This is a genomic window from Cupriavidus sp. 10L45 (genome assembly GCF_056395225.1).
Genome location: NZ_JBFTJC010000006.1, coordinates 53,000 through 65,597, shown reverse-complemented (window position 1 = coordinate 65,597; position 12,598 = coordinate 53,000). Strand labels below are relative to the sequence as shown.

The 12,598-nt window shown below is 67.6% G+C and carries 14 protein-coding genes; 6 read left to right on the top strand and 8 right to left on the bottom strand.

All coding sequences use genetic code 11. The features are described from left to right. Positions 1–75: 75 nt before the first annotated feature. Positions 76–1,044 carry a SphA family protein gene (locus AC1DFU_RS12505; RefSeq protein WP_255370978.1) on the bottom strand — a complete coding sequence of 323 codons (969 nt, stop codon included), beginning with the start codon at positions 1,042–1,044 and terminating at the stop codon, positions 76–78. Positions 1,045–1,166: 122 nt separating this feature from the next. Continuing rightward, on the bottom strand, positions 1,167–2,222 hold the full coding sequence (locus AC1DFU_RS12500) for an SMP-30/gluconolactonase/LRE family protein (RefSeq protein WP_441592999.1): 1,056 nt from the start codon (positions 2,220–2,222) through the stop codon (positions 1,167–1,169). Between the two features lie 276 nt (positions 2,223–2,498). Here AC1DFU_RS12500 and serA point away from each other — a divergent pair, with 276 nt between their 5' ends. Both serA and AC1DFU_RS12490 read left to right on the top strand, forming a co-directional pair. Next, positions 2,499–3,701, top strand: coding sequence for a phosphoglycerate dehydrogenase (gene serA, locus AC1DFU_RS12495; RefSeq protein ID WP_092300584.1), 1,203 nt, complete (start codon positions 2,499–2,501; stop codon positions 3,699–3,701). 216 nt (positions 3,702–3,917) lie between these two features. Next, a complete protein-coding gene (locus tag AC1DFU_RS12490) occupies positions 3,918–4,907 on the top strand; it encodes a tripartite tricarboxylate transporter substrate binding protein (protein ID WP_441592996.1) in 990 nt (329 codons plus the stop codon). 53 nt (positions 4,908–4,960) lie between these two features. On the opposite strand, the gene AC1DFU_RS12485 is transcribed toward AC1DFU_RS12490, so the two are convergent. Next, positions 4,961–6,031, bottom strand: a complete 1,071-nt coding sequence (locus AC1DFU_RS12485) for a type IV toxin-antitoxin system AbiEi family antitoxin (RefSeq protein WP_092300590.1) — start codon at positions 6,029–6,031, stop codon at positions 4,961–4,963. A 310-nt stretch (positions 6,032–6,341) separates the two neighbouring features. Here AC1DFU_RS12485 and AC1DFU_RS12480 point away from each other — a divergent pair, with 310 nt between their 5' ends. Further along, entirely contained in the window at positions 6,342–6,608 is a 267-nt protein-coding gene (locus AC1DFU_RS12480; protein ID WP_441592994.1) for a DUF2188 domain-containing protein, read from the top strand. Positions 6,609–6,658: 50 nt separating this feature from the next. Here the strand turns inward: AC1DFU_RS12480 and AC1DFU_RS12475 are convergent, their stop codons facing one another. The 3 genes from AC1DFU_RS12475 to AC1DFU_RS12465 all read right to left on the bottom strand — a co-directional run bounded on the left by AC1DFU_RS12475 (position 6,659) and on the right by AC1DFU_RS12465 (position 9,004). After that, entirely contained in the window at positions 6,659–6,952 is a 294-nt protein-coding gene (locus AC1DFU_RS12475) for a hypothetical protein (RefSeq protein ID WP_092300596.1), read from the bottom strand. Between the two features lie 108 nt (positions 6,953–7,060). Then, a complete protein-coding gene (locus AC1DFU_RS12470) occupies positions 7,061–7,354 on the bottom strand; it encodes a BON domain-containing protein (RefSeq protein WP_441592992.1) in 294 nt (97 codons plus the stop codon). A gap of 15 nt (positions 7,355–7,369) precedes the next feature. Next, positions 7,370–9,004 (bottom strand): BON domain-containing protein, encoded by a 1,635-nt coding sequence (locus AC1DFU_RS12465; protein ID WP_441592991.1) that lies wholly within the window; start codon positions 9,002–9,004, stop codon positions 7,370–7,372. Between the two features lie 323 nt (positions 9,005–9,327). Between AC1DFU_RS12465 and AC1DFU_RS12460 the strand changes: the two genes are divergently transcribed. Together AC1DFU_RS12460 and AC1DFU_RS12455 are read left to right on the top strand one after the other, a co-directional pair. Then, positions 9,328–9,687, top strand: coding sequence for a hypothetical protein (locus AC1DFU_RS12460; protein WP_441592989.1), 360 nt, complete (start codon positions 9,328–9,330; stop codon positions 9,685–9,687). Positions 9,688–9,883: 196 nt separating this feature from the next. After that, the gene (locus AC1DFU_RS12455) at positions 9,884–10,384 is read left to right on the top strand and encodes a hypothetical protein (RefSeq protein WP_092300604.1); all 501 of its coding nucleotides are present in this window, start codon (positions 9,884–9,886) and stop codon (positions 10,382–10,384) included. A gap of 12 nt (positions 10,385–10,396) precedes the next feature. On the opposite strand, the gene AC1DFU_RS12450 is transcribed toward AC1DFU_RS12455, so the two are convergent. Continuing rightward, positions 10,397–10,939, bottom strand: a complete 543-nt coding sequence (locus AC1DFU_RS12450) for a malto-oligosyltrehalose synthase (RefSeq protein ID WP_092300607.1) — start codon at positions 10,937–10,939, stop codon at positions 10,397–10,399. 302 nt (positions 10,940–11,241) lie between these two features. On the opposite strand from AC1DFU_RS12450, the gene AC1DFU_RS12445 reads away from it, so the two are divergent. Beyond that, positions 11,242–11,547, top strand: coding sequence for a hypothetical protein (locus tag AC1DFU_RS12445; protein ID WP_441592987.1), 306 nt, complete (start codon positions 11,242–11,244; stop codon positions 11,545–11,547). A gap of 110 nt (positions 11,548–11,657) precedes the next feature. Here the strand turns inward: AC1DFU_RS12445 and AC1DFU_RS12440 are convergent, their stop codons facing one another. Then, positions 11,658–12,494 (bottom strand): BON domain-containing protein, encoded by an 837-nt coding sequence (locus AC1DFU_RS12440; RefSeq protein WP_092300614.1) that lies wholly within the window; start codon positions 12,492–12,494, stop codon positions 11,658–11,660. Positions 12,495–12,598 lie beyond the last annotated feature (104 nt).

Genomic DNA, 12,598 nt, shown 5'->3' with positions numbered 1-12,598 from the left:
GGTGCCGGCGATTCGTGACAGGAAAGTGATAGTCGTGCGTATTGTCAGTGAATCGTTGCTTGAGGTGGAATGCTGCTACAGCACCAATGTGACAGTCGCCATGAAGGTGGAGGTGCTGTCGAGCCGGTTCTTGCTGCTCACCGTCGGCACCCAGCGCAGCCCGAACGAGAGGGGATGCTTGCCGCCAAGCTTGGTGTCGTAGGTGACGATCGGCCCCATGGCGAAGTCGTGGCCGTGGAAGCCGTGCAGCAGGTCTGCCGTGGGGCCGCTATCGCCGCCGAGCTGCTGCACCGTGCCCATGACCAGCCCCACGCCCCACGGGCCGAAGCGCTTCACGCCCATCACGTCCAGCGTGAACAGTGGCGCGTTCTGGTAGTCCGTGGCCGTGTTGCGCGTGTAGAACTGGAACGCGCCCACGGCATTGAACTCCAGCCCGTACTGCGGCATCAGGTGGGTGAAGGCCACCTGGGGGATGAAGGTCCAGTTGTTCAGGCTCGGGTTGGCCAGCGCGTCCTTGTTGTACTGGCCGGTCGGCGCCCAGACGTTGAAGCTCAACGCCATGTGGCTGGTCTTGGAGAAGTGATAGCCGGCGATGATCGGGGCGAAGTAGATATCGAACAAGTTCGAAGCCCGGTCCGACGTGCCGGTCGAGAAGTTGCCCAGCGCGCCGCTGGCGCCGGCCGTGGCGTGCACGGTGGTCCAGACATAGGGCAACGTGAAGCTGGAGGCGAAGTTCCATGCGCCGGGGCCGGTATCCCAGACCTTCATGGCGGTGGCCAGCGTGAAGGCGATCTTGGCTTCCACGCCGAGCGTGGTTCGCCCGCCGATGGGCACCTGCCGGTCATTGCCCACGGAGCCGTCGAGGTAGATCTCGCCGAAGTTGACCACCCAGACCGGCTCGGGCGGTACCACGCCTGCATTGGCCTGCACGCTGGTGCCGGACACCGGGCGACCCAGCGCCCCCTCCGTGGCCTGCGCGGCCAGCGGGACCAGGCCCGCGCAACACGCCGCCGCACCATAAAGAAGAACCGACTTCCCCATCATCGATTGCCCCCATCCCGTATCTGCCAGCATGCAGGCATGCTGACAGAATCCATACGGAATGGAATTCAGTTTTCTCGTCGGCGAGATGAAACTTTTCAGCGATTTTCGATGAATATCGAGAATCAGACCGCGCCGCGCGTCTCCACGTACAGCGCGTACAGCGAGTGGCTGGACGCCATATAGAGACGGTTGCGCTTGGGGCCACCAAAGCAGAGGTTCGGACAGCGTTCCGGCAGGTGGATATGGCCGATGGCCTTGCCCTGCGGATTGAACACGCGCACGCCGTCCAGCTTGGCCGGGTCCGCGCCGGGCGCCCCGCTACTGCCCCAGCCGGCCCAGATGTTGCCATCCACGTCGCACTTCATGCCGTCCAGCGCGCCGGGGCCGTTGGCGTCGATCAGCTTGGTCTTGTTCGACAGACCGCCGTCCGCCGCCACGTCATAGGCCCAGACCACGCGGTGCGGCTGCGCGCGCGCCTCGATCACGTAGAGCTTCTTCTCGTCCGGCGAGAAGCACAGGCCGTTCGGGCCGTTCAGATCGGCAATGACCTGCGTGACCGCGTTGTCTTTCGGATCAATCCGATAGACCGCGTGCGGCAGTTCTGGCGTGGCCTTGTCTCCCTCCCACTCGCCGCCGATGCCGAACGGCGGATCGGAGAACCACAGCGAGCCGTCGGACTTGCAGACGATGTCGTTGGGCGAGTTGAAGCGCTTGCCCTGGTAGCGGTCCGCCAGCACCGTGATGGAGCCGTCGTACTCGGTGCGGGTGACGCGGCGCGTCAGGTGTTCGCAACTGATCAGCCGGCCCTGCTTGTCGCGGCAGTGGCCGTTGCTGAAGTTGGCCGGCTGGCGGAAGACGCTCCACTGGTTGGCGGCTTCGTCGTAGCGAATGATGCGGTTGTTGGGGATATCCGAGAACAGCAGGTAGCGGCCGTCGCCGAACCAGACCGGCCCTTCCACCCAGCGGAAGCCCGTGGCGAGCTGCTCCACGGTGGAACTGAACAGGCGGTATTTGGCAAAGCTGGGGTCGAGGATCTCCACGGCCGCGTCGGGATAGCGCTGGCTCGGCTTGAACTCGAAAGCCTGGGCAAGTGCCCCGCCGCTGGCCGCAGTCGCAGCAGCCGCGCCGCCGGCTTTCAGCAGGGTCCGCCTGCGTGCGTCGAATGGGGTGTCTTGCATCGTGTTGTCTCCGTCCTCGTTATAGTTATCAGACATCATATGAGAACAAAAGCGGCGCTGCAAGCATTCGAATAAGTGATGTTGACCGAAATTACCCTAGTTGTACGATGACAAAGACATCTACCCAATGAGGCGCCGCAAGTGGCCCGCGATGCCCACTTCATGAGCACGGGTAAGGGACAGTGATAAGGTGAGCGCATCGGCGCGCCAGGCCCTCAGTTCCTCATGGCCGCGCGCCCACAGCATCTCCAACCTCCTGACCCTCGGCAGACCCTCATGGCCACCGCCATCCTCCTCGAAAATATCCACGCCAGCGCCCAGCAAATGCTGGGGCGCCATCAGATCGACGTCGCCACGCAGGGCAAGGCCCTCGCCGGCGAGCCCCTCCAGCAGGCGGTGCAGGGGCACGAACTGCTTGGCATCCGCTCCGCCACCACGCTCACGGCGGAAACGTTCGCCCAGCCCGGCAAGCTGCTGACGGTGGGCTGCTTCTGCATCGGCACCTCGCAGGTCGACCTCGGCGCGGCGGCCCACGCCGGCATTCCGGTGTTCAACGCCCCGTTCTCCAATACGCGCTCGGTGGCCGAACTGGTCATCGGCCAGGCGATCATGCTGATGCGCCGCATCCCCGAGAAAAGCCGCGCGGCCCATCTGGGCGAGTGGCAGAAGTCGGCCAAGGGCTCGTTCGAGATTCGCGGCAAGACCATGGCCGTGATCGGCTACGGCAATATCGGCGCGCAGGTCGGCATCCTGGCCGAAGCCATGGGCATGCGCGTGGTGTTCTACGACATCCGCCCGCGCCTTTCGCTCGGCTCGGCCATGCCCGCCCACACGCTGGAAGACGCGCTGGCGCAGGCCGATGTGGTGACGCTGCACGTGCCCGCCACGCCCCAGACGCGCGGCCTGCTCAACGCGCGGGCGCTTTCGTCCATGAAGCGCGGCGCCATCCTGCTCAACGCCTCGCGCGGCACGGTGGTGGATATTCCGGCCCTCGCCCAGCATCTGGACGACGGCCACCTGGCCGGCGCCGCCATCGACGTGTTCCCGGAGGAGCCGCGCAGCAACACCGATCCGTTCGTCACGCCGCTGCAGGGCAAGCCCAATGTCATCCTGACCCCGCACGTGGGCGGCAGCACCGAGGAAGCCCAGGAGAACATCGGCGTGGAAGTAGCGACCAAGCTCGCCAACTTCCTGGAGACCGGCGCGACCATCGGCGCGGTGAACCTGCCGGAGATCCAGCCGAACCCGCTCGAGGCCCCGGCGCGCATCCTGAACATCCACTACAACCGGCCCGGCACGCTGTCGCACTTCAACCAGGCGCTGGCCGAGATCGGCGCCAATATCGTGGCGCAGCAGCTGCAAACTGCCGGGGATATCGGCTACGCCATCACCGACATCAGCCTGGTGCCGCCGGCCGGCTGGGCCGAGGCGCTGATGCGTGACGATGCCTTCATCCGCACCCGCGTGATCGCCGCCTGACATTCGTCGGGCGCGCTTCCTCCAACGCTCCCCCGGCGCCTCCGGACTTACCCGGAGGCGCCAATGCAGCCGGCGCATGACGTCGATGAAATCGACGGATAGCGGGCTCGCACCTTCTACCAGGCGCCCCGCGCGCCCTGTCTCCCGGTCATACTGCGGCAGATGTATTGCCAGCCGGACAACCACGATCCGGCGTGACGAACCCAAGGAGACAACATGCAACGTCGTACCTTTGTCCGCTTCGCCATGGCCGGCGCCGCCGTGGCCGCCACGGGCGCCGGCATCCTGCCGGGCGTCGCGCAGGCCGCCGATGAATTCCCCACCCGCCCGATCCGCCTGATCGTGCCCTACGGCGCCGGCGGCGTGACCGACCAGGTGGCCCGCGCGCTGGCCGATGCGGCCGGGCGCGAGCTGGGCCAGACCATCGTGGTGGAGAACAAGCCGGGCGTCAGCGGCACGCTGGGCGCCACGCAGATGGTGACCACCGAGCCGGACGGCTACACGCTCAGCATGGCGCCGGTGGTGATCTTCCGCCTGCCGCACGTGCAGAAGATGCGCTACGACCCGCTCAAGGACCTGACCTACGTGTCGATGATCGCGGACTACAACTTCGCGGTGGCGGTGAAGAAGGACGCCAAGTGGCAGACCATGCAGGAGCTGATTGCCGAGGCCAAGGCCGACAAGCGCGGCATCAGCTACGGCACCACCGGCATCTATGGCAGCCAGCATCTGACGATTTCGGAACTGGCGCGCGTCTCCCAGTCGAACTGGACCCACGTGCCTTATAAGGGCGACGCCGAGGCCATCACCGCCCTGCTGAGCGGCTCGTCGGACGTGGCTGTGCTGTCCAACACCCTGCTGCCCTATGTGCAGAGCGGCCAGATGCGGGTGCTGGCCACGCTGTCGGAGAAGCGCGCGGCGGACTTCCCGGACGCCCCCACGCTCAAGGAAATCGGCTATCCGGTCTGGTCGAACTCGCCGTTCGGCGTGATCGGGCCGGCCGGCATGAAGCCCGCGGTGGTCAAGCGGCTTGACGAAGCGTTCCGCAACGCGCTCAAGGACCCCAAGTTCCTGAACGTGACGCGCCAGTACGGCATGATCACCAACTACATGGGCCCCGAGCAGTATTCGGCCTATGCGCAGAAGGCATTCAAGAGCGAGGGGGAGATCATCGCGCGGCTGGCTGCGGCGATGAAGAACCAGTAAGGGAGCCGAGCAGACGAAATTTGAACGAGATCAGGCGACGGCTGGCCGGTGGCCTAGAACCGGTCCAGCACGTCCTTGATGCGCGCCTTGCGCAACTGCGTGGCCTCCGCGAGGTGGTCCGCATCGAGCGTGGCCATCAGGTCGGCATAAACGAGGACGGGCGGCGCCAGGTCCGGCCGGCCCGGCGGCGGGGACTCCAGCCCCTCTACCGATGGGTCCCAGAACGCTTCGAGCACCTCCACCGTGCCGTCCGGGTCCGGCTGCAGCCGGTGTTTCTGGGTCAGCATCTGGAGCGCGCCCGCCATCCGCGCGGGGGCGATATAGAGCGTCTGGCTGGCCGGACGAATCCCGCCGACCATCGCCGCCGCCGCGACCTCGCCACTCCAGTAGCCGCCCAGCTCCGTTGCGTTGACCGCCTGCCACCAGTCCGCCGCCGGCGCACTGAAGCGGCGCGGCTGTAGCCGGTGGCGCAGGATGGTCGGATAGTTGGCCACCCATTCATCGAGCAGCCGGTCCGGCGCGGTCAGGCGCCGCCCCTCGTCCTCGCGCGTCTCCAGCAGCCAGCCGCGCGCGGACAGCCCGTTGAACACCGCCCCCACCGAGCCCAGCGCAATGCCGCTGACCCGGGCGATTTCCCGGTACGTGGCCTGGAGCAGTTCCGGCTGGCACAGCAGCGCGAAGACCATCCGCTGGGAACTCGGGTTGCCGCTGATGCGCACGGCGGGCCGCACCACGCTGTCCGGCGGGGTCTGGCCGATGACGAAGACGAACAATTCCGGGGCATCGAGGAAGGTATTGCCGGCCGTGTCGAGGAACTGGAGCCCCATCTCGCGGCACTGCCCGGCCAGCGCCGGGGTCAGGTAGGTGGTGACGAGCAGGCCCGGCGCGCGCTCCTGCAACTGGGCGCGCACCACGGAGAGGTCCGCGACCGTGCGCACCGAGCGCCGGCACTCCACCGCGTAGCGATGGGCGGCGTCGCCGCGCCGCAGGGAAATGGCGGCCACCGGCGCCTCGCCGCCCGGGTCGCGCCGGCCATGGCGGATGCGGGCCTGCATGCCCGTAGTGCGGTGCAGGGCCACCAGCGCGGCCTCCACCCAGTCGATATCGCCCGCCTTCTGGTCCATGGCTGCGTCCTCCGGGTCGCCGAACGGGAATCGGGAAAAGTAACCCCGATCATGGACCAAAGGACGCCGCTGTTCAACTTTTCGCGCTGTTCAGCCCGATTGAACAGGCGGCGAAACATGAACATGGCGGGGGGCGCGGGCGCTCCCGCCGCGACGAGATCCGCCCGCGTCACGCGCCAAGCGGCGGCCACCGACAGCCCTGTCAGACAAACGCCGATGCAGCATGCCGGGGTCGCCATCCGAGAATATTGGCAGTCCGCGTGGAGACGGACCTCTCAATAATCGGGAAGCGACCAGGAGCACATTCACCATGCCGAAGAATTTTCACATCGTGCTGAACGACGGCTTTTGGGATCTGCGGGCGGACGGCGTGCCGCGCGCCATCAGCCGTCACAAGACCCGGGACGAAGCCATCCGGGTGGGCCGTGCGGCAGCGGAGCGCCTCAAAGTCTCGCTGCGCGTGGAGGACGAGCAGGCTGAGGCAGCAGACGACGTAGAAGAAACGGAAGAGGCCGAAACATCCAGCCCCTCCACGTTCCAGATGGATTGCGGGATTGCGCGCATGGCTGCGGCCTGACGCCCATCCCCCCGTCCTGTGGCAACGCCCCCTCGGGGGCGTTTTTCATGTCAGGAGCGGTTGTCCACGGGCGGCGCATCGGGGTCGCGGCTGCCGGGGTCGTGGAGGTCCTGCTCCCCCACGCCGGGTGGCGCGTTGCCCCGCTCGTCCGGCTTGCCCCGCTCCGCCTGCGGGTTGGACTGCGGGCCGGAGGGCTCGGTGTTGGACTGCGGGCTGGATTGCGGGCTGGATTGCGGCGCCTGCGGGTTCTCGCCACGCTGGCCGGCATCGGCGCCAATCGCGTCATGGTTGCGACGACGGTCGCGGTTGCGCCGGCGGCGCGTTCCTGCATAGGCGAATGGCATGGGCGTCTCCTTCTTCTTGCTGTGATACGGATGGTCGTCCTGCGTTGCAACGTCCGGCTTGATTCGTTCCGCGTTAAGGTTCCGCGTTCAGTCTTTCCGCGCTTTCCGCTAGCGGCCTGCCGAAGACCGGTCAGGCGCCACGCGGACGCGGTTCTCCACGGCGCGCACGCCGGGAATCCGGTCGATGGCGTCCTCGACGCGCGCCCGGTCAGCCCGGGTGCCGATGGCGCCTTCCAGCGTCACCGCGCCTTCTTGCACGGTCACCGACACCTCGCTCACATCGATCCCGCTGCGCCAGAGGCGCTCGCATAGCAGGTCATGTAGCGACGCATCGGAGCGCACGCGCGTGGCGCGCTGGCTGCGGTCGGCGCCCGCGCCGGGCGCCGGGTTCAGTTCACTCATGGTGGCTCCCTTCCATCAGGTGGACGATTTGCCGGTTGGGGTCGAACCGGACTGCGGATCTGTGCCCGTGGGCGCCTTGCCGGTCCGGCCGGCCTCCAGTGCGCTGGTGTAGCCGCTGGACGAGGAACCGGGGGTGGTGCTCGCACTGCCCGAGCTGCCCGAGCTACTCAAACCGCCGAGACGGCTGCCCGATTGCATGGCCGATTGACTGCCCGATTGGCCTCCCGCTTCGCGCTGCACCCGCAACTGGTTCTGCACGTCCTTCACGCCGAACACATCGTCGGCAATATCCTCGATGCGGTACTTCTGCTGCCGGTCCATCACCGAGCCGCTCAGCGTGATCACGCCGCCAGATACCGTCACCTCCACGTCGCGGACGTTGAGGCGGCCGCTGTGGGTCAGGCGTTCGCAGAGGTCTTCGCGGATACGTTCATCCGACCGCTGGTAGCCCTTGGGCGCCACGCGCTGGGCACGCGCCGCCGCCGAGCCGCCCGCGCCGCCATAGCCGCGATTGAGCGAGCTACGCTCGTTGGCACCTGTGAACTGCTCGTAGGCCCGGTCGTCGCGGTCGTAGCCGGCCCGGTCGAACCCGGCCGAGCGGCTGGCGCCGCCATAGCCGCGTGATCCGGCGGACTGGCCGCCCCAGTTACGGGTGCCCTGCTGCCCGGCGGATGGCTCGTAGTCGGACACGCCATAGGCGCCGGGATAGTGGGTCCGCATATCCGGCGAATGCCCCGGCTCATCCCACGGCGCGCCGCCGCTGCGTGACGCGTCAGGCCACTGACCGCTCATCTGGCGATTGCGCTCCTGCATGCGCGGGTTCTGCTGCTGCATGCTGCGGCTCCGCTGCTGGCTTTCCCAGCCGCCGCGCGCGCCGCCCTGGCTGCGGCCCTGGCCCCATTCGTCACCCTGGCTGCCTTGCTGGCTCGACCATTCGCTGCCACGGCCGGCACGGCCTTCCTGATGCCAGTCGCCCCAGCGCTCACGCTCGCCCGAGCCGACAAAGCGCTCGCGCGATCCAGATCCGCGCTGCTGGCCTTCGCCATACTCGCCGTAGCGGCCTTCGCCATAGCCGGCGGGGCCGCCCTGATCCCGCGCGGCGCCGGGGTTCCAGCCCTCGCCGGCGCGGTTGCCGCCGTAGCGGTGCGCTTCCATGCGGCGCGGATCGCCGCCGTAGCCGCTGCGCTGGCCGTACAGCGACGAGGGGTCCTCGCCATAGCGTTCGCGTTCGCCCCGGCTACGCTCGTTCTGCTCGCTGCCGTAGCGCTCCGATTGACCCTGATAGCCGCCGTAGCCGCTTCCCGTCCGCACGGAGGATTCCTGCGAGGTGCTCTGGTTGCGGCCCTGCTGGTTGCCGCCCTGTTGGCCGCTGCCCTGCCAGTCGCTGCCGCCGCCCTGCTGCTGGCTGGGGCGTCCTTGCCAATCGGAGCCGCCGCCTTGTTGCTGATTCCCTTGCTGCTGATGGGACAGCCAGTTGCCGCTGTCGGCCTGTTGCTGGCGCTGCCAGTGGCTGCCGCCCTGATTCTGCCAACCGGCGCGCTGGGTGCTGCCACGTTGGTCGTCGATGTTGCGATCGTCGTCGCGGTCACTGCCGTAGCCGCCCGAGTTGCGGTCGTCGGACCCGCCACCCCTGTAGTTGCCCTGGTTCATGTGGATCTCCGGTTGATCGTCGATCGCGGCGCCCTCTCTTGCCACGCCACGCCGCCGTGCTTCTCTCGTGCTTCTCAACCGGGACGCAAATTCCATACCGCGCGCCACACCACGGCCCGTGCGCCCCACGGCGCACGCCGGGCGTCCTCGTACCCATCTCCGACCTTTCCCCTTTTACATGCCGATATAAAACGTGCAAAACCCAGCACCGGCGGCAAAGTAGTCGATGTCCTACATGCGTTTCAGGCATCGCCCCCAAGTGGCAGGCGGCCGTCCCGAATATCGTGGAACTACCGTGAGGACACAATCTTGGAGAAACCGACATGAAACGCACGCTTACCGCAACCGCCCTCGCCCTCAGCGCGCTGATCGCGATGCCTGCCATGGCCCAGGGGGGCGGCCAGGCCCCCGTCTCGCCGAACGTGCCGAACCCGAGCGCGCCGCCGGCCCCTGAAGGCCCCAGCACGCAGCGCGGCACCTTGCCTTCTGCCACCCAACCCGGCAGCAGCGGCACGATGAGCAGCGGCTCGACCATGCACAAGGACAGCTCGACCACCAAGAAGGACTCCACGGCACGTTCGAAGAAGCCGCGCGAGCAAGGCGCCCCCGCGGTGCCGACCGCCGACGCACCGTCCGGCCCGAAGGGTGACTCGCCGGACCCGGCGCCGGGCACCAAGCGCTAAGTTCGCGCCAAGCCCGCCGACCGGTCATCACCCGCGCCGCCCCCTGCGTTTGCAGGCGGGCGGCGTTTTGCGTGCACTCAACTCAGATCTGCACGAAATTTCAGGGCGATATGGATAGGGCTTTGGTCCCGGAACGGCTACCGTCTCCTACAGTGAGACATGACAAGACAACTGCAAGGACATGACGGAGACGTAGATGGATGCATTGACTACTACACTCGCCCGACTGAGCCGCCATGCCCAGTCGTGCGCAGAGTCGTTGTCCGCCGTGGCCGCTGCGGCGTCTGACCCGCAGATGCGCGCCGTGCTGGCGCATCGGGCGAACATGCAGCGCTGTGCGGCAGCCGAACTGGCCGTCCGGGCCGGCGCCAGTCTGGGCGACGGACACGGTACATCGCACGGCTCTGCCGTGCCCCCACCGCGGCGCGATACGCCGGGCAGCCCCGGCACGCCCTCGCCGGACGCCGGCGAGTTGCTGCTGCTGCGCCACGCGGCACAACAGGCCGGCCGCGCGGCCAGCGCCTATGGCGCACTGCTGCGCGAGCCGATCGACGATCCGGACCTGCGGCTGCTGCTCGCCCATTACTACCGGGGCGCCACGGAATTGCAGCGGCTGCTCGAGCATCGCGTAGCCGAGTTCTCTCCCGCGCGGGCCGCAGGCATGACGTCGCGGCGGATGAGTCCGCCGCTGCACTAGGAGGGCAGCGCCCTAACCTTGCGGATAGCCGGCGCGCAGCAGCCCCGCCTGGCGCGGCGCGGTCAGTTCCTGCTGCGGCTGGTACGGCCGGATCACCAGCGCCACATAGTCGTCGTCCTTGGGCGACACCACCAGGTACACCAGACCCGACATGACCAGGGCCACCTCGCCCAACTGCGCGGCGATGCGCGCGGCAATGAAGCGCTGGAGCAGCACCGGGTCCACGGTGGCGTCGATGGCAAGCGCGGCCGTGCAGATCGTCATCAGGCACTGTTCCACGGCGCGGCAGACCACCACCACCTCGTCGATGGCGTACCCGGTGTGGGCCGCGCGCACGAGCACGGAAATGCCCTCGCTGGTCTTGGCGCGATGCCAGCCGGGTTTGGCGCGGAAATCGGGCAGCGCGAGGCGAGACCCGGCGCCCGTCGCCACGGCGTTGAACTGGTGGGCGAAGTCGCGCGGACTGATGGAGAGCAGTTGTTTTTCCACGGGCGTGGAGGAGACGGCTACCGACGAGGCCAGGCTCATCGTCACCAGGATGCCGGACAAGTTCATCGTGATCTCCCTGGCTGACGCCTGGCGGTGCCCTGCACCGCGTAGGTCACGCAGCCCACCATCCCTGAGCAATTGGCATTCCAGCCTCTGGCGGGCGGTCTGCGTGGCGAATGTGTGTCGCGGTCCCCTGCCTGGAACTATAGGCGGCGGCGGGTCTTGGTGAAAACCCTAAACCTTCGCCCCTGCCGTTGCGCATGCCGGCCGCCCCGCCGAGCGGGATGTGCCGACTGGCATGCAACTTGCCGCCCTTCTTGTCGAAGGACATGTGAACCGACCATGAATCGATCATCAGGAGCCCCATCATGAGCAAGACGTCCCGCCATCCGCATGACACGCCCTCCCGACCAGGGGACCAGACCGGCGCCAGCGACCCCGAGAGCATCCCCAGCACGCTCGATCCCAACCTGGACACCGATGCCAGCGACTTGGAACGGGAGTTGGGCCAGGCCGAGCGCGACCTCCACGTGGCCGAGGAAGACAACCCCGAGGACGAGATCTCCGACGAAGTGCAGCGCGCCGCCGAGTCCCTGCCGTCCGACACCCCGGTCGACCGGGCCGACCAGACCGACAAGCGCATGGAAAATCCGCCGAACGGCAGCGATCTCTAGGGTGCCCGTCTCCGGGCCATCCCATGAAAAATGCCCCGGCGAACCGGGGCATTGTCTTTCGCGAGGGGGGCAAATCGGACTAGTTCGACACTAGTTCGACACTAGTTCGATTATTCCGAGGCCAGCACGCCATACGGGCGGATGTGGAGCTTGTTGATCACATCCGTCACGCCGAAGGTGTCATCGGCAATGTCTTCCACCTCGTACTTGATGCGCCGATTGTCCACCGAGCCGGTCAGGGTGACGATGCTGCCCATGACCGTGACGTCCACCTCGCTCACGTCGAGGCCCGACTGATGGGCCAGCCGCTCGCACAGTTCCTCGCGGATGCGCTCGTCGGTGCGGGTGTAGTTCTTCGGTCCCACCCGGCGCGAATAGCCATAGGGCGACCGCTCCTGCCCGAACGACTGGTCACCGCGTGAGCGCTGGCGGTAGTTGCGGCCGGCCTCGGCCTCGTAGCCGCGCTGGGGCTGGGGCTGGGGCTGGTAGGGCTCGTAAGGGGGATTGGGGTCGGCGCGCCGGGCGGGCGTGGTGCCGGGCGAGCGCGAGGCGGCCTGATAGCCATCCTCATAGCCGCTGCTGTAGGCGGTCACGTAGCCGCGGTTGTGCGGCGTGCTCTCGTCGCGGTTCTCGTCGTAGGTGGAGCGGGCTGGATAGTAGACCGGACCGCCACGTGCCTGGTTGCCCTGCCGGCCCGATTCCGTGCCCCATGCCGTACGGCCGCGCCGCCAGGCGCCATCGTCGCGCACATTGTCGTCGGGCGCGTTCCAGCCGTTGTCGCTGGCGTCATAGGGATTGCGGTCGCGCGTGTTGCCGTACCGGCCGCCCGACAGGTCGCGTTCCCGCCAGTTCCGATCATCGCCCGGTACGTGACCGTAGCCTTGCTCCGAGCCGCCGTAACGCTGGTCCGGCCACCGGCGTCGGCCATAGTCGTCTGATCGCTTCATTGCGTTCCTCCATGGGCTGGGGCGCGAGACGCGGCCCCGATACGGAAGAAGCGGCAAGTTTCATACCGAGCGCGGCAGGCGCCAGGTGTGGCGAATCATCCACC